The organism is Heyndrickxia faecalis (assembly GCF_040267745.1).
Classification (GTDB): Bacteria; Bacillota; Bacilli; order Bacillales; family Bacillaceae_C; genus Weizmannia; species Weizmannia faecalis.
The window spans coordinates 2442747-2463402 of the sequence record NZ_CP158453.1 but is presented as its reverse complement, the minus strand read 5'-3'; the positions used below and the strand labels follow the sequence as shown (position 1 = coordinate 2463402).

General features: G+C 48.0%; 20 protein-coding genes. 16 read left to right on the top strand and 4 right to left on the bottom strand.

What is annotated here, in order from left to right:
* Positions 1 to 45 precede the first annotated feature (45 nt).
* The gene (locus ABR335_RS12020; protein WP_348658303.1) at positions 46 to 1080 is read left to right on the top strand and encodes a YkvI family membrane protein; all 1035 of its coding nucleotides are present in this window, start codon (positions 46 to 48) and stop codon (positions 1078 to 1080) included.
* 81 nt (positions 1081 to 1161) lie between these two features.
* Here the strand turns inward: ABR335_RS12020 and ABR335_RS12015 are convergent, their stop codons facing one another.
* Positions 1162 to 1779, bottom strand: coding sequence for a CPBP family intramembrane glutamic endopeptidase (locus ABR335_RS12015; protein ID WP_014095632.1), 618 nt, complete (start codon positions 1777 to 1779; stop codon positions 1162 to 1164).
* Between the two features lie 246 nt (positions 1780 to 2025).
* Positions 2026 to 2214 carry a YkvS family protein gene (locus ABR335_RS12010; RefSeq protein WP_014095631.1) on the bottom strand — a complete coding sequence of 63 codons (189 nt, stop codon included), beginning with the start codon at positions 2212 to 2214 and terminating at the stop codon, positions 2026 to 2028.
* A 166-nt stretch (positions 2215 to 2380) separates the two neighbouring features.
* Between ABR335_RS12010 and ABR335_RS12005 the strand changes: the two genes are divergently transcribed.
* The 5 genes from ABR335_RS12005 to ABR335_RS11985 all read left to right on the top strand — a co-directional run bounded on the left by ABR335_RS12005 (position 2381) and on the right by ABR335_RS11985 (position 7079).
* Positions 2381 to 2575, top strand: coding sequence for a hypothetical protein (locus ABR335_RS12005; RefSeq protein WP_026104678.1), 195 nt, complete (start codon positions 2381 to 2383; stop codon positions 2573 to 2575).
* Positions 2576 to 2969: 394 nt separating this feature from the next.
* The gene (locus ABR335_RS12000; protein WP_013858895.1) at positions 2970 to 3236 is read left to right on the top strand and encodes a phosphocarrier protein HPr; all 267 of its coding nucleotides are present in this window, start codon (positions 2970 to 2972) and stop codon (positions 3234 to 3236) included.
* Entirely contained in the window at positions 3236 to 4957 is a 1722-nt protein-coding gene (gene ptsP, locus ABR335_RS11995; RefSeq protein WP_350346178.1) for a phosphoenolpyruvate--protein phosphotransferase, read from the top strand. Before ABR335_RS12000 ends, ptsP begins: the two co-directional genes overlap by 1 nt.
* A 337-nt stretch (positions 4958 to 5294) precedes the next feature.
* Positions 5295 to 6080 carry an SDR family oxidoreductase gene (locus tag ABR335_RS11990; RefSeq protein ID WP_061566264.1) on the top strand — a complete coding sequence of 262 codons (786 nt, stop codon included), beginning with the start codon at positions 5295 to 5297 and terminating at the stop codon, positions 6078 to 6080.
* Between the two features lie 135 nt (positions 6081 to 6215).
* Entirely contained in the window at positions 6216 to 7079 is an 864-nt protein-coding gene (locus ABR335_RS11985; protein WP_350346177.1) for an NAD(P)-dependent oxidoreductase, read from the top strand.
* 256 nt (positions 7080 to 7335) lie between these two features.
* Here the strand turns inward: ABR335_RS11985 and ABR335_RS11980 are convergent, their stop codons facing one another.
* Positions 7336 to 8490 carry an aminotransferase A gene (locus tag ABR335_RS11980; protein WP_026683822.1) on the bottom strand — a complete coding sequence of 385 codons (1155 nt, stop codon included), beginning with the start codon at positions 8488 to 8490 and terminating at the stop codon, positions 7336 to 7338.
* Between the two features lie 239 nt (positions 8491 to 8729).
* Between ABR335_RS11980 and ABR335_RS11975 the strand changes: the two genes are divergently transcribed.
* Positions 8730 to 9632 (top strand): chemotaxis protein, encoded by a 903-nt coding sequence (locus tag ABR335_RS11975; RefSeq protein ID WP_017552157.1) that lies wholly within the window; start codon positions 8730 to 8732, stop codon positions 9630 to 9632.
* A 131-nt stretch (positions 9633 to 9763) separates the two neighbouring features.
* Here the strand turns inward: ABR335_RS11975 and ABR335_RS11970 are convergent, their stop codons facing one another.
* The gene (locus ABR335_RS11970) at positions 9764 to 10231 is read right to left on the bottom strand and encodes a YkyB family protein (protein WP_017552159.1); all 468 of its coding nucleotides are present in this window, start codon (positions 10229 to 10231) and stop codon (positions 9764 to 9766) included.
* A gap of 175 nt (positions 10232 to 10406) precedes the next feature.
* Between ABR335_RS11970 and ABR335_RS11965 the strand changes: the two genes are divergently transcribed.
* The 9 genes from ABR335_RS11965 (at position 10407) to dapD (ending at position 20604) form a co-directional block, all read left to right on the top strand.
* A complete protein-coding gene (locus ABR335_RS11965; RefSeq protein ID WP_328221049.1) occupies positions 10407 to 13523 on the top strand; it encodes an MMPL family transporter in 3117 nt (1038 codons plus the stop codon).
* Positions 13524 to 13780: 257 nt separating this feature from the next.
* Positions 13781 to 15460 (top strand): putative bifunctional diguanylate cyclase/phosphodiesterase, encoded by a 1680-nt coding sequence (locus ABR335_RS11960; protein ID WP_035189528.1) that lies wholly within the window; start codon positions 13781 to 13783, stop codon positions 15458 to 15460.
* Between the two features lie 166 nt (positions 15461 to 15626).
* Positions 15627 to 15842: a hypothetical protein gene (locus tag ABR335_RS11955; protein WP_014095621.1), complete on the top strand. Its 216-nt coding sequence runs from the start codon at positions 15627 to 15629 to the stop codon at positions 15840 to 15842.
* Between the two features lie 131 nt (positions 15843 to 15973).
* Positions 15974 to 16738: a 2,4-dienoyl-CoA reductase gene (gene fadH, locus ABR335_RS11950; protein ID WP_035190103.1), complete on the top strand. Its 765-nt coding sequence runs from the start codon at positions 15974 to 15976 to the stop codon at positions 16736 to 16738.
* A gap of 22 nt (positions 16739 to 16760) precedes the next feature.
* The gene (locus ABR335_RS11945; RefSeq protein ID WP_035190105.1) at positions 16761 to 17669 is read left to right on the top strand and encodes an acetamidase/formamidase family protein; all 909 of its coding nucleotides are present in this window, start codon (positions 16761 to 16763) and stop codon (positions 17667 to 17669) included.
* 337 nt (positions 17670 to 18006) lie between these two features.
* Positions 18007 to 18258 carry a YkuJ family protein gene (locus ABR335_RS11940; RefSeq protein ID WP_013858910.1) on the top strand — a complete coding sequence of 84 codons (252 nt, stop codon included), beginning with the start codon at positions 18007 to 18009 and terminating at the stop codon, positions 18256 to 18258.
* Positions 18259 to 18425: 167 nt separating this feature from the next.
* A complete protein-coding gene (cbpB, locus tag ABR335_RS11935; protein WP_013858911.1) occupies positions 18426 to 18872 on the top strand; it encodes a cyclic-di-AMP-binding protein CbpB in 447 nt (148 codons plus the stop codon).
* 69 nt (positions 18873 to 18941) lie between these two features.
* Positions 18942 to 19832, top strand: a complete 891-nt coding sequence (locus ABR335_RS11930) for a LysR family transcriptional regulator (protein ID WP_071646891.1) — start codon at positions 18942 to 18944, stop codon at positions 19830 to 19832.
* 61 nt (positions 19833 to 19893) lie between these two features.
* On the top strand, positions 19894 to 20604 hold the full coding sequence (gene dapD, locus ABR335_RS11925; protein WP_035190108.1) for a 2,3,4,5-tetrahydropyridine-2,6-dicarboxylate N-acetyltransferase: 711 nt from the start codon (positions 19894 to 19896) through the stop codon (positions 20602 to 20604).
* Positions 20605 to 20656: the final 52 nt, after the last annotated feature.

Here is a 20656-nt window from a genome sequence, read left to right as displayed (position 1 = left end):
CGGAGCCGGCAGGTTGTCTTATTTTTTCTTAAAGGGGTGCAGGCGTTGAATAAGTGGGGCGGTGCTGTCCAAATCGCAGCCGTATATATTGGGACGGTGATCGGGGCAGGGTTTGCAACAGGGAAAGAAATTACCGTTTTTTTTACACAGTTTGGGCTGTATGGATTGCTTGCCATCTGCCTTTCAGGGTTTTTGTTTATTTTCTTTGGTACGAAAATGATGGAAAAAGCGATCGATTTGCATGCGGATTCCTATGAAACTTTAAACCGGTATTTATTTGGCAAAAAAGCGGCCGGTTTCGTGAATGTGATGATGATGGCCATGCTTTTCGGGGTTTGCGGCGTCATGCTGTCCGGTGCGGGTGCTGTTTTTGAGGAGCAGCTTCATATTGGGAGAGAAATAGGGATTTTATTGACGGTGCTTCTTGCCTTTCTTGTCATGTGTTTTGGCATCAAGGGGCTGCTTGGCGTCAATACATTTGTGGTGCCTTTGATGCTTTTGTTTAATTTTCTCCTTTTGTCGCAGTCCGTCCAGTCACCCGGATTTTTTCAAGCGCTCATGGCCCGGCCGGAAAGTGTTGATATGCCCCGTGCCCTTCTCCGCGCCCTTTCCTATGCGGCTTTGAATTTGGCGCTCGCGCAGGCGGTGCTTGTCCCGGTTGCGGCGGAAGTGAAAGATAAGGAAGTCGTCCGTGCCGGCGGGATACTGGGCGGGCTGTTTTTAACGCTCATCCTGATTTCCAGCCATTTGTCACTGGTCACGCTGCCGGACGTTGCCCAAGTGGAGATTCCGATGGCGCATATTGTGAAAGCGAGTTTTCCGGGCATTTATTTTATTTATGTTCTGCTGATTTTCGGGGAAATTTTCACTTCTATTATCGGGGATGCCTACGGGCTTGAGCGGCAAATGCAAAAATATATCCCGATGAAAAGCGGTTTGCTGTACGGGTTGATTTTTTCCGCCATTCTGCTGATCAGCAGCTTGCATTACGGCCCGCTATTATCGGTTTTATATCCCCTGTTCGGCTATTTCAGCCTTGTTTTTATGATGGCACTCGGAATAAAGACGATCCGGGGGTGACCGGTAAGGCATTCAAAACAGCTTTGCGCGGTTGTTATGCATTTGTGGCGGGCAAATGCCGAAAAAAAGCCGTCCCCATGCTTAAAAAATCGGCAGGAAGACGACAAGCAGCAAATCAAAGGTAAGATGCGACAAAATTTGTGCAGACAGGCTCCGTTTTTTTGCATACAGCAGCCCCCAGAAAATCGAACCGGCAAAAGCGGCAATGACCATGATTTTTAATCCGCAGTAAAAATAAACGGATGCGTTCAATACGGCGGAAATCAAAATCGCATATTTCGCTTCCATCATTTTCATGAGTCGGGCCTGGACAAATGAACGCCAAAAAATTTCTTCTCCGGGGATGAGAATCAGGACAAGCGCTAAGTAATGCCAGAAAGATTCGGGTGAAAAACGCCTGTATGCGCGGGCGACTTCATTGTCAAGCCCGCCCGGCAAAAAACCGAGTACTGTATTGCCAATTCTGAAAATAATATAGAGGAGAAAACCCGAAAAGATGCCATACAACAGCAATTGAAGGTACGGAAGCTTTTCGTGTTTTTCTGATTTTCCAAGAAAAACCGTGTAACTGATCAAAAACAGCATTGCGCCGGAATATAAATACCAAAAAACGGAGGTATCCCGAAACGTAATATATAGCAGAAGGTGGGCGATTAAGATACTTCCGAGAAGCTTTGTATCCACCATGTTTTTTGCCACCGCCAATGCGCTCCTTTCTTAAGTTCGCAAACCGCCGGCAAAAAAACCGGGAAGGGCCAAAAAAAGAGATCCGGCCCCGCAGTCCGGCCTTCGCGGCATTGGGTCAAACAAAAATACATTGAATATTTTAGCAGAGAAATAGGGAAAAAGGTATCCGGGAAAATAATGTTAAAAAATTCACAATCATAGAAACGGCAGTAAAAAACCGGCATGTGCCGGTTTTTTACTGCGCGGTAAGCGTTTGAATTAATGTAAAGCCGAATGGATAACCTGATAGTTTTTATGATTGACCACTGTTTTTTCATCAAGCTCCAGTTCCTGATAGTTTTCCATATAGGTTAAATCCACGATGACCGAGTTCTCGTTCACCTTTTCGACAATTCCTTGAAGCCCGTCTTTAAATTCAATAATGTCACCAATTTGTGCTTTTTTCATTGCGGTCCTCCCGTAAGAAAGTATTGTAACCAGTTTGCACTATTTTTCTGAAAAATTCAAGGCGAAAGGAACAGAAAAATACAAATCGGGCCGGTTTTAAAAAATCGCGAAAGCAAACAAGTAGGCGGCAGGAAGAATGTGGTACAATACCGGGTGGGGTGGTCGTATGTCGGAAGAAGAAATCAGACAGGAAATCAACCGGCTTCGCAACAGGGAAATCGAAGAATTATTCGTCAGCCGTGAAGATTTTATGGACTTCCGGAAAGTGCTTATTGCCGAGGAAGACTTTAAACATTTTAAGGGCATTGCCTTGCGCGGCGGGAATGTCCGCTATATTTATTTGGACGAGCCGGAAATCTGACCGGGGCATGCATAATTTTGTGCATTTTTAAGCAAAATGAAGTCAACTCTGATGATTGTTTTATTTGGAAAGGCATGTTATTCTATTACGGGGATTTTGTTTTTCCCGCACTGTGCAATATTTGTCATTTTTTTGATCCGGCCGGGGACATGCGTGTTCCCGGTTTCGGGCGAGGCGTGTTTTTGGCACGGATGGGCCGCGCGGACTTTGAGGGAGCAGCCTGCTGAATAACCGGGGATGAACGGTGTTTGCAGGTACCCGGCATCGCTGCGGTTTTTTTCAACCCCCGTTTGCAAAATTTGTCATTTGTATGAAGATGGTTGATAAATATTGACGAAAAATGTACAGTGCATTATTTTTAGAACTATATTATAGAAAAGGAGTCGTTCTACCCATGGCTGAAAAACAATTTAAAGTAACAGCAGATACAGGAATCCACGCACGTCCTGCTACATTGCTCGTACAAACGGCAAGCAAATTCGATTCAGATATCCAATTGCAGTATAAGGATAAGAAAGTGAACCTGAAATCGATCATGGGGGTTATGTCCCTTGGAATCGGCAAAGGCGCCGACATTACCATTTCTGCAGAAGGCAACGATGCACAAGATGCATTGAACGCTTTGGCTGAATTAATGAAAAAAGAGGGTCTGGGCGAATAATGTCAACCATTTTAAAAGGTATAGCAGCATCCAACGGGATTGCCATCGCAAAAGCATATCGCCTGGTAGAACCGGATTTGTCTTTTGAAAAAAGGTCTGTCCAGAATGTTTCGGATGAATTGAAACGCTTTGATACTGCTGTGTCTGAATCCAAGTCTGAACTGCAGGCGATCAGGGAGCATGCAATGAAGGCACTGGGGGCGGACAAAGCAGCGATCTTTGATGCCCATTTGCTCGTTTTGGAAGATCCGGAACTGTTGACGCCGGTCCAGGACAAAATCAGGGATGACCAGGTCAATGCGGAATACGCATTGAAAGAAGTTGCGGATATGTTCGTGACCATGTTCGAACAAATGGACAACGAATATATGCGCGAACGTGCAGCGGACATCCGCGACGTGACAAAACGGATTCTGGCTCATCTGCTGAAAGTGGATATTCCGAATCCAAGCATGATCTCGGAAGAAGTCATTGTCATTGCTGAAGACTTGACCCCTTCTGATACGGCGCAGTTGAACCGCCAGTATGTAAAAGGTTTTGCAACAAATGTCGGTGGGCGTACGTCCCACTCTGCGATTATGGCGCGTTCTTTGGAAATTCCGGCAGTCGTCGGGACGAAAACGGCGATCCAGGATATCCAAAATGGCGACCTTGTCATCGTGGACGGCAACAGCGGCGATGTCTATGTCAATCCGACACCTGAAATTGTCGATGAATACAAACAAAAGCAGGAACAGTTTGAACGGCAAAAAGCCGAATGGGCGAAGCTGGTCAATGAAAAATCCGTTTCGAAAGACGGCCATACGGTTGAACTGGTTGCCAATATCGGCACCCCGAACGATCTCGACGGCGTGATCCGGAACGGCGGGGAAGGCGTCGGCCTGTACCGTACAGAGTTCCTCTATATGGGCAGGGACGAGCTTCCGTCAGAAGAAGTGCAGTTTGAAGCCTATAAAGCGGTGCTTGAAGGCTTAAAAGGCAAGCCGGTTGTGGTCCGTACGCTTGATATCGGCGGCGACAAAAAACTGCCGTACTTGCCGCTTCCGGAAGAAATGAACCCGTTCCTCGGCTTCCGTGCGATCCGCTTGTGCCTGGACAGACAGGATATTTTCCGCACCCAGCTGCGTGCGTTGCTCCGCGCGAGCGCATACGGCAACCTGAAAATTATGTTCCCGATGATTTCCAATCTGGATGAATTCCGAAAAGCAAAAGCGATTCTTTTGGAAGAAAAAGAAAAGCTTATCCAGGAAGGCGTGCAGGTTGCAGATCATATCGAAGTCGGCATTATGGTTGAAATTCCTTCCACTGCCGTAATGGCTGATTTGTTTGCAAAAGAAGTCGATTTCTTCAGTGTCGGCACAAACGATCTGATCCAGTACACGATGGCTGCAGACCGTATGAACGAACATATTTCGTATTTGTACCAGCCGTATAACCCGGCCATATTGCGCCTTGTGAAACGCGTCATTGATGCGGCGCACAAAGAAGGCAAATGGGCCGGCATGTGCGGCGAAATGGCCGGAGACGAAATCGCCATTCCGATTCTGCTCGGCCTCGGCCTTGATGAATTTTCAATGAGCGCTTCTTCAATTTTAAGGGCCCGTTCCCAAATCAGGAACCTGAATAAGGCGGATATGGAAAAACTGGCAGAAGACGTTTTGAACTTCACAACGAATGAAGAAGTAAAGGAACACGTGAAAAAAGTTCTTTCAAAAGCATAAAAAATATTTTTCAAAAACAGGTTTAGGTGTGAAGGAAGCGGGTATATATAAACCAGCCCAGCATTAAGGGTAGTATTATTGGTATCCAGTATTGTCACAATACCGGATGTATATCGTTTCTTTCTCATTTTTCCCCCTATTTTTGCCGAGTGGCTTTTGCCATTCGGCTTTTTTTGAATTGGGCTTTGGCGGACCGCACATCAAAACGCCGGATGTTCTTTTTTGCGGGAAAATGAAGGGGAACCCGGTTTGAAGCTTTATCGTGCATGGACGGGGAAAAATCGTTTATAATGAAGACAGGCTTTTGTGAACATAAAGATACAGGGAGGGATTTTGAATGGATTTAGGGTTGAAAGGCAAAGCCGCCCTTGTTGTCGCTTCCAGCCAGGGGCTCGGGAAAGCGGTGGCCAAACAACTTGTAATGGAAGGCGCAGATGTCCTCATTACAAGCCGGAATGAAGAAAAACTGCAGGCGGCAAAAGAAGAATTATCCGCTTGCGGCACCGGGAAAGTGGCGTATATCCGGGCAGATATTACCCATCCGGAAGATATCCGCGCCATGGTGCAAAAAGCACGGGATACATTCGGCAGGCTGGATATACTGGTCAACAATGCAGGGGGACCGCCGGCCGGAAGTTTTGAAGATATGGCGGATGAAGACTGGCAAAAATCATTCGAACTGAATCTGCTTTCGTACATACGCATCATCAGGGAAGCATTGCCGCTTTTAAAGAAAAACGGCGGCCGGATTATCAACATTGCCTCTTCATCCATTAAGGAGCCGATCCCGGGGCTGATATTGTCGAATACGTTCCGGACGGGCATTGTGGGACTTTCGAAAACGCTGGCGGAAGAATTTGCCCCGTACCAAATCCTTGTGAATACGGTCGGCCCGGGCAGAATTGCAACGGACCGGATTGTACATCTTGACAAAGTGACAGCGGAGAAAACCGGAAAATCGATGGAAGAAGTCCAGGCAAAGGAACTGGAGTCGATTCCGCTCGGCAGATACGGCGAACCGGACGAATTCGGGAGGTTTGTTGCGTTTCTGGCTTCAGAAGCCAATTCCTACGTTACCGGAAGCAGCTTCCTGATCGACGGCGGAAAAGTCAAATCGATTTAATTTGCCAGGTTTAAAGCAGGGCATGCGGGGTATAAATTAGAGGAAAGATTGTTTTCTTCCTTGAACCCCCATGTTTGCTTTTGGCCTGCTGTGATGCAGGCTTTTTTGTTTATTTGCGAAAAAGGGGGAGCTAGGATGGAAAAGATCGGATTTATCGGGTTAGGCGTAATGGGCCGGAACATGGCGCAAAATTTGCGGAATGCAGGGTATCCGCTTTTTGTCTATAACCGTACAAAAGAAAAGGCAGAGCCGCTTCTCAAAGCGGGAGCCGAATGGTGCAGCACGCCGGCGGAAACGGCTGCAAAATCAGATATCGTCATTACGATGGTCGGCTATCCGCACGATGTGGAAGAAGTGTATTTCGGGGAAAACGGGCTGCTTGGCGCGGCGAAAGAAGGAACGATCCTGATCGATATGACCACTTCCACGCCGACCCTTGCCAAAAAGATTGATGAAGCGGCTAAAGCGAAACAGGTGAAGGCGCTTGATGCACCGGTTTCCGGTGGCGATATCGGGGCGCAAAAAGGCAATTTGACGATTATGGTAGGCGGCGACGAATCGGTATTTGAAGAAGTAAAACCGGTTTTTTCCGTACTCGGGGAAAATATCGTGCTGCAGGGCGGCCCGGGATCCGGCCAGCATACCAAAATGTGCAACCAGATCGCCATTGCCTCCAATATGATCGGCGTGACAGAGTCGGTTGTGTATGCGAAAAAAGCAGGACTCGATCCGGAAAAAGTGCTCAAATCTATCAGCGCCGGGGCAGCCGGGAGCTGGTCAATGTCCAATCTTGTTCCGCGCATGCTTGCGGGCGATTATTCCCCGGGCTTTTTTATCAAGCATTTTATTAAAGACATGAAAATCGCCCTTGATGAAGCGGAAAAAATGGGGCTCAACCTGCCGGGGCTTGCGCTCAGCAAAAAATTATATGAAGAACTGGCCGCAAAAGGTGAAGAAAATAGCGGCACACAAGCATTGATTAAATATTGGTCCAAGTAAAGTTTGCCCGCCGGCATATGCCGGCGGGCTTATTTTTTATGCTGGCGGGATCATCCTGGCCGGGTCATATGCCCATGTTCCAGCAAATTTTGTTAACACGGGAAGCCGTTATGGTTTAACGCAGGCTTCTCTCTTTATGGCGAACGCGGCGCCAGCAAGCCAGCAAGGAATGAAAATATATTTCATTTTCAGCATAACACCCATTGCCCATGGAATGCGGTACCGGCGGAAAAATGAAAATCAGCCGGCGCATATTTCAGGATAGATTTGCAACAAACTTTTCCATGCGCGCAAGCCCTTTTTCAAGTTGATCCATGCTGCATGCGTAAGACATCCGGAACCAGCCTTCGCCGTACTTCGAAAAAGCGCTGCCCGGGACAACCGCGACTTTTTGCTGTTTTGCCAGATCGAGCGCAAAATCGAAAGAGGACCGCTTCAACGCTTCCGGCACCTTTGCGAATACGTAAAAAGCCCCGTCCGGTTTCACATACCCGATGCCGATCTCATCCAGCCTCCTGCATACATAGTCTCTCCGCTTTTCATATTCCTTTTTCATGGCGTGCGCGTCATCGATGCCGGCTGTCAGCGCTTCAAGCGCCGCCATCTGGGAAATAGAAGGCGCGCACGACACATTATATTGGTGGACTTTTAAAATATGCTTTGTGAGCCATTCTGGCGCAAACACGAAGCCGATCCGCCAGCCGGTCATCGAGTGGGACTTTGAGACGCCGTTAATGACGATGGTCTGCTCCGGCAAAAACGAAGCAATCGAGACGTGCTGCAGATTGTACGTTAGCTCGCTGTAAATTTCATCGGCCAGAATGAAAATATCACGGCCGCGGAGCAGGTCTGCAATTTCCTGCAATTCCGCCTTTTCGAGCGTAACCCCTGTCGGATTGGAAGGGTACGGCAAAATGATGCATTTCGTTTTTGCTGTGATAGCCTGGCGGATGAGATCCGCGGTTAGCTTAAACCGGTTTGCCCTTGTGTCCACGTGCACCGGAACGGCTCCCAACAGGCGGATGGCCGGTTCATACCCCGGGTAAACGGGCCCGGGCAGGATGACTTCGGAACCGGGTGTCAATACGGTTCTGAGCGTAATATCGATCGCCTCGCTGGCGCCGATCGTGACAATGACTTCCGTTTCCGGTTTATAAGACAGATTGTATTTCGTTTTTACAAATTGTGCTGCAGCCTTGCGTAAAGCAAGGTCGCCGGCATTGTGGGTATACGTTGTCTTATTTTCTTCAATGGCGCGGATCCCTGCTTGTTTGACATGTTCCGGCGTTTTAAAATCGGGCTGGCCGATTGTAAATGAGACCATGTCTTCGATTCCGGCAACCATGTTTGAAAACTTGCGGATGCCGGATATTTCAATCTCCCGCACATGCGGGTTCAGTAAATGTTCCAAAACCGGTTTCCTCCTCTTTCACGAATTGCTTTTCATTAAATATGTATGTCCTGTTCTTCTTCATCTTACCACGCTTGCACATTTGTGAAAAAGCAATCTTTTCCGTTTGCCCTTTTAGAGGTGAAACATTCTGGTCCATCTGCCGATATAATTCATGTGGGCAAATATTGAGAATCGGGCAGTCTACAAAATGCTCCGCGCCGGATTTTCATACGTTTTAGAACGAGGGGGTGAGAAAGATGAGTCTAGAGCACGAGATTTTACTGGAAAGTGGCACAAACGAAGTAGAGATTGTAGAATTTTCTGTTGCACAAAATCATTATGGCATCAATGTCATTAAAGTAAAGGAAATTATCATGCCGGCTGCGGTCACCACCATTCCGCACGCCCATCCAAATGTTGAAGGCATTATCCAGCTGCGCGGGGAAATACTGCCGGTTGTTAATTTGCGCAAAGTGCTCGGTTATCCGCCTGAAACGGGCGAGGATGACAAATTTATCGTGACGGAGTTCAACCAGCAAAAAATTGTCTTTCATGTGGACAATGTTTCAAAAATCCACCGGTTCTCCTGGGATCAAATTGAAAAACCGTCTGGGATGTATGCGGGCACCGATACACAGGTGATCGGCGTGATCAAGAAAGAAGACATGATGATTTTGCTGCTTGATTTTGAAAAAATGATTGCGGAAATCAACCCGGAAGCCACGATCCGGGTGGAAGAAGTCAAAAAGCTTGGAAAGCGGGAGCGGAACAATAAACGGATTGTGATCGCGGAAGATTCCGGCCTGCTCAGGGAATTGCTCCGCGATACGCTGCTTGAAGCCGGGTATGAACAAATTGCGTTTTTTGAAAACGGGAAAGAAGCATTCGAATATTTATCCGGGATTGCAGAAAGCGGAAAAGAGATTAAAGATGAAGTCCAGCTTGTGATTACGGACATTGAAATGCCGCAAATGGATGGACACCATTTAACGAAAAAAATAAAAGAAGATCCTGCATTAAAAGTGCTGCCGGTTATCATCTTTTCGTCGCTGATCACGGACGCATTGAGGCATAAAGGGGAAATGGTCGGCGCCGATGCCCAAATCAGTAAACCTGAAATCAACCAGCTTATCCTTGCGATGGACGAAAAAGTGCTGTAAACGCAGAAAAGCCCCCGGCTAATCGCGGAGGGCTTTCCTGTATGGTTGCGTATCGTGATTCATCTGGAAGGGGTCTTTTACCCGGTTTTGCAAACGGATTTTCCCGTTATTTGGTTTGCGCTTGCTGCGGCTTAGAAAAAGGAGTCACCCAATTTTTTAAAAACCGGTTTGCAATTTTTCCTGCCGGTGCGGGGCTGCCCCGGATGCTGTTGTTTTTCCGTGAGCCCAGTATACTGCTCGAGCAACTGCTTAGCCTGGCTTAAAGGCATGCGGCATTTCGGGTTCCTTGTTTTATGGTCCAGGTATCCGAGATGGGGGAGGTTTTTAAAATCGTCTTTTGACGGCGGAATATGGAATGTATAATCACCGCACTTTACAAGCACATCAGACTGCTGCTGGCTGTACTTTGGATGCTCGGAAAAGTGTAGCCCGACTTTCAGTGCTTTCCCTTCCCGGATCATTTTTTCAAGCGCTTTTTTCTTTAAAAGGTAAAGAAATTTTGGATTGGTTGCGGTTTTCGCATGGCGATTGACCGTGAATACAGCATAAGAGAGGTTTTCGATTGTAGGTTGTAATGGAGCAGGTTTATGCGAATTCAAATAGAGAACTCCTTTCATTTTTAATCATATTATTTTTTAGTCAATTATACTACTTTTCGTTTATTTTGGAAAGAAAGCAACATGAAAATGTCCATTTTTTTACATACTTCTGCGGCCGTTTGTTTTATAATGGTTCAAGAGTGACGTGATCACAAGCTTGGGAGGAAACCAGTTCATGAAGCGATTGGTGCAGTTGAAATGGATTGTTGTTTTAGTATGGGCATTGATCAGCATTTTATTGGCATGGAAAGCGCCGGCAATGGAACCATTAGTCAGGGAAAAAGGCCAGATTAAGGTTCCGGAAGGTTATGCCTCGCAACGGGCGGCTGAAATCAAAAGCCGGCACCAGCAGACAGAAAACCACGGTACAAGCGTCATCATCGTGTTCCATGACCGGGTAAAAATATCCGGCCATGAGATGGGGCATATCCGGAGCACACTTGAACGGCTGGAAAAAAATAAAAAGCAATATGCGATTACGGGCTTAACAACCCATTTTCGCGAGCCGGCCCTTAAAAGTGAGCTTGTCTCCAAAGACGGAAAAACGGTGATGGCCATTGCCAGCGTGGATCCGGGCAAGAAGTCTTTTAAAACAGTGCGCGCGGCTTTGCAGAAAGCGGTAAAAACGCCGGGCGTCGAGGTGATGATGACCGGCAACAGGCTGATCAATGAAGATGTCACGGACAGCTCACAGGCGGGCTTGAAAAAAACAGAAGCGATTACGATTGTTTTCATCCTGGCCGTCCTTGTGCTCGTGTACCGTTCAATCGTCGCGCCGCTCATCCCGCTATTAACGGTCGGGCTTTCTTATCTTGTCAGCCAGTTTATCGTTGCGATACTCGTCGACAAGCTTGATTTTCCGGTTTCAAATTTTACGCAAATTTTTCTCGTTGCTGTTTTGTTCGGGATTGGTACGGATTATTGTATTTTGCTGCTCAGCCGCTTTAAGGAAGAACTGGCGGATGGCAAAGAAACATTGCCGGCCATTCTTGCGACTTACCGTTCGGCCGGGAAAACGGTGCTGTTCAGCGGCATTGCCGTCCTGATCGGTTTTGCCTCGATCGGGCTTGCCAGTTTTAAGCTGTACCAATCCGCTTCTGCCGTTGCGGTCGGGGTAGCCGTTTTGCTGCTTGCCCTGTTTTCGATTGTGCCGTTTTTTATGGCTGTGTTAAAGAAAGGGCTGTTCTGGCCTGTGCGCGGGGACATTTCCCACCATGAAAGCAAAATTTGGGAACGGGCCGGCCTTTTTGCGCTGGCAAGGCCGTTTCTTTCCCTTGCGATTGTGGCGGTGATCATGGTTCCGCTATTGATCAGCTATAACGGCAAGCTGTCTTTCAATTCTCTCGATGAACTCGGGGACAACTACGATTCCGTAAAAGCGTTCAACATCATTGCCGAAAGTTTCGGCGCCGGGAAAGCAATGCCGACCGAAGTCGTCCTCGAGAATGATGAGCCTGTTAAATCAAAAGACTATCTCGCTTTAATCGAGAAAATCAGCGCGGATCTGGATAAAGTCCCGCATGTTGCACAAGTTCAAAGCGCGACAAGGCCGGACGGTTCGGTAATGAAAGAAATTTATGTCAAAAACCAGGCCAAAACATTGGGTGAAGGGCTGGAAAAAAGCCATAACGGCATTCAGAAAATCAAATCAGGATTAACGGGGGCATCCGGTTCCCTGGAAAACGCCAAATCAAAGTTTAAAGAAGCAACCGACGGGATCGGGGAGCTGGAGGCCGGTTCAGAGAAAATCTCAGCCGGCATGGGGAATCTGTCAAACTCGCTCAGCCGGATTGAAGAAGGCATCCAGAGCGGTTCGGCGGGCGCGGACGAACTGAAAAGCGGGGTAAAAAATGCCCAGCAGCAGGCAAAGGAACTGCAGTCCGGTTTTAACCAGCTGTATGGAAAATACCAGCTCGTCCAGTCTGGCATCCGCCAGTTTATCAGCCAAACGGACCAGTTGCCGGCTGATATTCCGAAGCAGGTCAGCTCCCTGCAAGCGGCTTACCAGGCGTTTTTAAAAGATAATCCGGAAGCAGCGAATGACCCGCAATTCCAAAAAGTGCAGCAGGCGATGAATGAGCTTGGGCTCGGCACCGGTAATGACAATGATACCATTGTCAGCCTGTACCGCCAGATTGATGCCGTCACAGCAACATTGGAAAGCGTGGACGCAAAACTTTCAGCGATTTCCGCCGGGCTTGGCCGCTTTGCCGATGGGTTTACGCCGATCATCAACGGGCTTGATCAGCTTGAAAACGGTTTGAACCAGACCGCAGCAGGCCAAAACGAAGTGATCCGGAAAATCCCGGCGCTGCAAAAAGGGCTTCAGGGGATCGCGGACGGCCAGGCACAGCTGAAAACCGGCCTCACGACGTTTGGAACCCATATGAATCAGCTTTCCGATGGTCTTGATAAAAGCGCAGCAGGACTCGGGAAAATCGAATCCGGGTTGTACGATGCCGGTTCTTATCTGAATGATTTGGCGGATGAAACAAGTATGGAACAGTCCGGCATTTATATTCCGGATGCCCTGCTTTCAAATGCGGATTATCAGAAAGCGCTTGGCCATTATATTTCGAAAGACGGAAAAATGGTGACTTTTCATCTGATATTAAATGAAAACCCGTATTCCAACAGGGCAATGGCTGATATTAGTCATATCAACCGGGCATTAAAAGACGCCGTAAAGGGGACAAAATTGGAAAATGCCCACATCGGGATCGGCGGCGTGTCAAGCATCAACCGCGATTTGGATAAGATGTCGAAAGCGGATTACACGCGTACCGTTACTTTTATGCTGATCGGGGTGGCCGCCGCACTTTTGATTTTCTTGCGGTCGATCGTCATGCCGCTCTATTTGCTGGCGTCCCTTCTTATCACTTATTTTGCATCTGCCGGTTTAACGGAAATCATTTTTGTCCATCTGCTCGGCTATCCGGGTATCAGCTGGGCGGTGCCGTTCTTCGGTTTTGTCATTTTAATCGCGCTCGGTACCGACTATTCCATCTTTTTAATGGAACGGTTCAATGAATACCAGCATTTGCCTGCAAAAGAGGCGATTTTGCTTGCCATGAAAAAGATGGGGACCGTTATTCTTTCTGCAGCCATCATTCTTTCCGGCACTTTTGCGGCTATGATGCCGTCCGGCGTTTTATCATTGCTGCAAATCGCCACCCTGACACTTACCGGGCTTCTGTTTTATGCTTTGATCATGCTGCCCTTGTTTGTGCCGGTGCTTGTAAAAATGCTTGGGAAGGCAAATTGGTGGCCCTTTATCGCAAATCAGAAGTAAAAAAGGGGCAACAAGTGAGCGACGGGCGGATCACTACCGACGGAAAAAGACAAAAACCGGGAGTGGCGGGACCCGGCAAATGGATGGCCGGCCTAGAAGGAAAGCAACGGCCGCGGATTTCCCGGCCGCACTTTCCGCCCCGGTTTTTTGTATTTTAACTATGCTTTTCGTACATTTCTCTGTAAAATAGAAATATACTTTCACCTGAGTTTTTCAGCGTCAGCAAGCATTTTCTTGATCAGAAAAAGGATGATATTATGGACAAATCGAAAGCTGAAGGACAAACAAAGAAATTCCAGGAACTGCCAATCGATGTTTTTTTCAGCCGCGATTTTCTTTCCAAGCTTTCCGAGACGGTCAGTGTTTTGAAAGTGGAGAACGGGCCGGCGTTTAAGTTTGTTTATGTGAACAAAGAAGAGCAGATGGAAAAAACCGGAAAATTTCTACAGGATGTCCTCGAGGAAGAGGAAGCCGCCCGGTTTGAATATTTTTGCCAAACTGCGCTGGAAGATAACAAAGCTGTCGACTTCATCCATCATTCGGATGCAAGGCGCATCCTCCATACTTCTTTGGCCGGCATGAACGGCGGAGAGTGGGTGATTGCCATTACAAGGGATGTGACAGCACTGCTGGATGGCGAACGGATGCTTCCGGATGCACGTACATATCAGCTTGACCCTTTAACAGGCCTTTGGAACAGGCACGCTTTGCTGGATCGGTTGAACAGGAAAACGGCGGAAGCAAAAAAAGACGCGCCCCATCCGGCTGTATTATATATCGATCTTGACCGTTTTAAATATTTTAACGATATTCTTGGCCAGCATGTCGGCGATGAAATTTTAAAACGGATAGCCATCCGCCTGAAGCAGCTTCCCTTTTCGGATTACGAAGTGTACCGCCAGGGCGGCGATGAGTTTATCGTGCTTACGGCCGGGTGCTCACGGGAAGAAGTGAAACAAATGGCGGAACAGATCCTGGCGCTCTTTTATGACCCGTTCAAAATTGAAGGGGAAGATTATTTTTTGACGCCGTCCGTCGGCATCAGCCTGTTTCCGGAAGACGGCGAAAACGGGGAAACGTTAATCAAACATGCGGACACGGCTCTTTTTAAAGTGAAGGAACGGGGGAAAGGGCATTTCCTTTTTTACAGCAAAAAAATGGATGCCGACTTCCATAATTATATATTGATGGAAGCCCATCTCCGCCGCGCCATTGAAAAAAACGAGCTGGCCGTCCATTATCAGCCGCAAGTGCAGCTCGATACGGGCAAAGTTAAAAGTTTTGAAGCCTTGCTGAGATGGCGCAACCCGAAATTCGGTAATGTCCCGCCTTTGAAGTTCATTCCGCTTGCAGAAGAAACAGGGCTGATCACTTCAATCGGCGCGTGGGTGATCGATCACGTATGCGCGCAAATTGCACAGTGGCGGCAAAAAGGGTGGGCCGGTTTCCGGGTCGCTGTGAATATATCCCCGAAGCAGTTTCTTGATCCCGGCCTGGCCGGACTTATCGGAAGAACGCTTGAAAAATACAAGCTGCCTGCGTCCGTGCTTGAAATTGAAATTACAGAAGGCGCAATGGAAGATAAAGGCCATATTTTAAAAGTGCTTAGCAGTCTGAAAGAAATGGGGCTGACGATATCGGTCGATGATTTCGGAACCGGGTATTCTTCTTTGAACTATCTTAAAAAATTTCCGGTTGACATTTTAAAAATTGACCAGTCTTTTGTCCGGGAACTGGAAAACAGCCAAAAAGATGCGGCCATTACAAAAACGATCATTCACCTTGCCCACCAGCTCGGGCTTGAAGTCGTCGCGGAAGGGGTCGAGGAACAAGGACAGGTGGAGTTTTTGCAATCGGCCCGCTGCCAGAAAGCACAAGGTTACTTCTTCAGCCGGCCTGTCCCCGCCGAAGAAGTGGAAAAGCAGCTGTTTGTGTAAAATCCGTCCGGTTAAATTGCAAAAACGTATTTTCTTTTCCCCTGACTAATGGTACATTGTATGGTATGGTATAGAAAAAAGAATTTCACCAAGACGGCTCTTTCTATCGTTTTCGGTGCCAGCCGGAATCCGGGCCGCATTTTTGGACACGGAAGGAGCGTTCAAAATGAGCGAAAGAATGGACATGATTTTTATCCCGGCTGAGGCTGGATATATTAAAGTTTACGTTTTCGGTTTTTTGCGTGACAGTGCCTGGGGGCAGGCGTATGCGGAATATAACGGCCTGACGGTTGTGGTAAAAGGCTATAACCGTAAGAAAACGATCATCCGGGCATTAACGAAGCTGCATGAGTCCTTATTAAAAATAAAAAAAGATTCTTAGTTTCATACGCCCTGGAAGCACTTGGGCCGGGGCACTGGGATCGTTTGCGACGGTATCCGGCAGCTTGCCGAATCCGTTGATTTTTTTATATATAATGAATGGCTGTTCATTCATGAAAGGGGAGAAGGTTGATGAAAGAAAAAGTTGTCATCGTAACAGGCGGTTCAAGCGGAATGGGGAAGGCAATGGCGGCCAAATTTGCGCAGTCAGAAGCAAAAGTGGTCATTACAGGAAGGGATGAGGAAAAATTAAAGGCAACAAAAGCGGAACTGCTCCGTTACCATTCTGATATTCTCACGGTGCAAATGGATGTCCGGAATCCGGAAGACGTCCAGCGAATGGTGGAAGAGACAGACAAAAAATTCGGACGCATTGATTTCCTTGTCAATAATGCCGCCGGAAATTTTATCTGCCCGGCGGAAAAATTATCGGTAAACGGCTGGAATGCGGTCCTCAATATTGTCTTAAACGGGACATTCTATTGTTCACGGGCGGTTGGAAACTACTGGATAGAAAAAAAGATCAAGGGGAGCATCCTCAATATGGTCGCCACCTATGCCTGGGGGGCAGGAGCCGGCGTTGTCCATTCTGCAGCGGCAAAAGCGGGTGTGTTATCCTTAACACGTACGCTTGCGGTGGAATGGGGCAAAAAATACGGCATCCGCGTGAATGCGATCGCGCCCGGCCCGATTGAAAGAACAGGCGGTGCGGGCAAGCTGTGGGAGTCGGAAGAAGCGGCAAAAAGGACATTAGACAGTGTCCCGCTCGGACGGCTCGGAACGCCGGAAGAAATTGCCGAACTTGCTTTTTTCCTGTTCTCGTCCCATGCTGCCTATATCAATGGAGAAGTGATTACAATGGACGGCGGCCAGTGGCTGAATCAGCATCCTTTTTAAACGGCCGCGAAAGGAGCGGATCATGCAGCAACTGAAAAAAGAACATTTTATCACCCATTTTTCAGCGGAAAACAAGCCGGCTTACAAAGTCCGGCTGAACGAAACGTTTGCCGTGGAGACGTTTGATTGCTACGGCGGAAAAATCACATCGGAAACCCAGCTTAGGACGGAAGTGGACATTCCCTTTATCAACCCGGCGACAGGTCCGATTGAGATTGAAGGGGTCAAAAAAGGCGACATCCTTTGTATTAACATTCAAAATATTGAGCTGGATGAAGCCGGTGTTATGGTGCTTTACCCTGGGATGGGGGTGCTCGGCGAGGATGTAAAAGAAACCGATACGCGCATCATCCGGGTGAAAGACGGTCACATCCAGTTTAACAGCCAGCTTCAATTTCCGGCTGCCCCGATGATCGGCGTTATCGGCGTTGCCCCGGAAAAAGGCGCGGTGCTTTGTGAAACACCCGGGGACCATGGCGGCAATATGGATACGAGATGGATCACGACGGGGTCGAAATTGTACTTTCCCGTTTTCCATGACGGTGCCCTGCTTGCGCTTGGCGATCTTCACGCCGCAATGGGGGACGGGGAACTGGATGGTTCCGGCGTGGAAATTGGCGGAAAAGTCACCCTGCAATGCACGAAACTGGCCGGCGCGCCCGCCATCGGCATGCCGGTCGTTGAAACCGACCGCGCATGGTTTTTGATTTCATCGGCAGAAACCGTGGAAGCGGCGGCGAAAAAAGGGATGCGAGCGGCTGCAAACAGGTTCCGGGCTGCTTTCGGGCTTGGGTTTAATGACGCCTACAGGCTGTTGAGTGCCACATGCTCCCTTGAAATCAGCCAGATTGTAAATCCGCTTGTGACAGTCAGAATAGCCGTGCCGAAAGCTGTTTTGCCCGATTTGTTCGCGCCGGGCCCTCTGCTTTAAAAGCAGGACACTGAAAAAGTATTCAAGAAACGGTGAGACACTCTGGATGAGCGGTGTCTCGCCGTTTTTATGTTTTCTTTTCAATTTTTTGGAGCGGCTTCTTTTAAAACAGGAGTTTTTTCTCCGGGACAAATCGCAAAAATGTTACAAGGTCTTCCCCGATTTCGGATAAAATAAGGACAGAAACGGCACAAAATGAAAAAATTTGCCGCCGCTCCCTTTTCTAAGCGAAGGTTTTACTGTAAAATTCGAATGGGACAGGTTATCATTTGTGTGAATAAAAGGGTGAATGCCGGCATCCAAAACCGGTACTCACGTTCGTTGAAAGGAGTCCATTATGTCTCAATTATTAGGTATTATCCAAAGACTGCAGGCGATGCAGGAAGCAAAAGATACAGGGGAAGTCCAGCAACGGCGTTTTGAAGTGAACGGCAAGGCGCTCTGCCAGGTGAAATTTTTCCCGCAGACCGGAACGTTTGAACTGGAAGTATTCGATGGGCAAAAACACGCCAGCAAGTACCAGTTTGACGATCTGGATATTGCCGCCATCGAAATCTTTGATATCGTCCAGGAAGGCTCTGACAGTTAAAAAATTTTTTCGCCCGGCACAAAGCCGGGCGTTTTTCTTTCGTCAATCAAGTCCTGTTTATGATAAAATAGTAGTGATCCATCATGCATCAACGGCAAACGAAATAAGCATCTCCTCTTGAAGGTTTTTGTACCTGAAAATACGGAAGAAAAGGAGATTTTTGCAAGATGATTTCATTGCAGAGCCAGGAATTTCTTGAACCGAAAATCATGGATTTTATGATCCCGTCTGAAAAAGTGGCCCATGTGCAGGTTGGGAACAGCCTGGAACATGCTTTGCTCGTGCTGACGAAAAGTGGGTATGCCGCTGTTCCGGTTTTGGACGCCAGCTACCGACTGCACGGCCTGATCAGTTCCGCGATGATCACCGATTCCATTTTGGGGTTGGAACGGATTGAGTTTGAAAAACTAGGCGAGATTAAGGTGGAACAGGTCATGAAGGCGGACATTCCACGGCTGAATGTGCATGACAATTTTGAAAAAGCGTTGCGCTGGCTTGTTGACCACAATTTTTTATGTGTTGAAGACGATGAAGGATTTTTTGCCGGCATTTTTACACGGCGTTCGCTTCTGAAGGAATTGAACCATCATATTCATAAATTGAATCATTTTTAGCGGTGGCACCGCGCAAATGGCTGCGCGGTCCTTTTTTCCATAAACCAAAGAAAACGGATTGGGGTTAACATGAATTTTTCGGAGTGTCAGTTACTGTCTGTTTTAGCACAGGAGTTAAATATGCGGAAGGCGGCTGAACGGCTGTTTGTGTCGCAGCCCGCCTTGTCGCAAAGGCTGCAGTCGATTGAAAAGCAGTGGGGAGCGCAATTGTTTCTCCGCACGCAAAAAGGGTTGATCATAACGCCTGAAGGGGAACTGGTCATCCAGCTCGCCAACGAAATGCTCGAAAGGGAAGAAAATGTGCGGGAAGCCATCCGCACGCTCGACTCAAAAGTGTACGGAACATTAAAAATCGCCTGCGCCACGATCGTCGGCCAAAACTGGCTGCCGAAAGTACTGAAAACATTCGTTGAAAAATATCCGGAGGCAAAAATCTCGCTTGTTACGGGCTGGAGCAGTGAAATTTTGCGGTCCATTTACGAAGATGAAGTCCATATCGGCATTGTCCGCGGCTTGAATGAATGGAAAAGTACGAAAATCCATTTGTTTGAAGATCCGCTCTTTCTTGTAGACCAGGAAATTGACACCCTTGAAAAGCTGCCGGCTGCCGACCGGCCGTTTATCCAGTTTAAAAGCGATTCGAATTATTATCAGGAAATGATGGACTGGTGGCACCGCGAGTTTCAAACTTCCCCGAAACAAACAATCGTAGTAGACCAGATCGAAACGTGCAAGCAAATGGTTTTTAACGGTATTGGCTATGCGATTTTGCCTGCGATCACGCTGGACGGGGCGGAAATCCGCCATCTGCACAAAATTCCGCTCGAAGGGGAAGGCGGGGAGCCGCTGAAACGCGACACATGGCTGCTCGGTTATGACGCCGCGTTTCAATTGAAGCAGGTCCGCGCTTTTGTAAAAGTGGTGCGTGAATTTATTGCGGCGCAGCCCCATATCCTTTAAAATGAAACATATGCGCAAATGATCACATTTACGTGCGAATCTGCTGTCAGGAGGCATACATATGGACATGATGGATGCAAATGAAATCATTTCATTCATAGCAAACAGCAAAAAATCAACACCTGTAAAAGTATATGTAAAAGGAAATATCGAAGGCCTTGATTTCGGTGAATCAGCCCGTGTTTTTGCAGGCGGCGGCATGGCTGTCGTCTTTGGTGAATGGGAAGAGATTTCGGCCGTGCTGGAAGCAAATCGTGGCAAAATCGCGGATTATGTTGTGGAAAATGACCGTCGCAACTCGGCCATTCCGCTTCTCGATTTAAAAGGAATCAACGCCCGCATTGAACCTGGTGTCACGATCCGTGACCGTGTGGAAATCGGCAATAACGCCGTCATTATGATGGGGGCCGTAATCAATATTGGCGCCGTCATTGGAGAAGGCACGATGATCGACATGAACGCCGTTTTAGGCGGCCGTGCAACAGTCGGGAAAAACTGCCATATCGGAGCGGGCGCCGTGCTTGCCGGGGTCATTGAACCGCCTTCTGCGAACCCGGTTGTCATTGAGGATGATGTATTAATCGGGGCGAATGCTGTGATTCTGGAAGGCGTACGCGTCGGAAAAGGGGCGGTTGTGGCAGCCGGTGCGGTCGTCACACAAGATGTGCCGCCGCATACCGTTGTTGCGGGCATTCCGGCAAAAGTGATCAAAGAAATTGACGAAAAAACAAAATCCAAAACCGAAATCATGAAAGACCTCAGAAATTTGTAAGCCGGGGACGGGTGCCAAAAAAACGGTGCCCGGCCTTTTTTGCCATACCGGA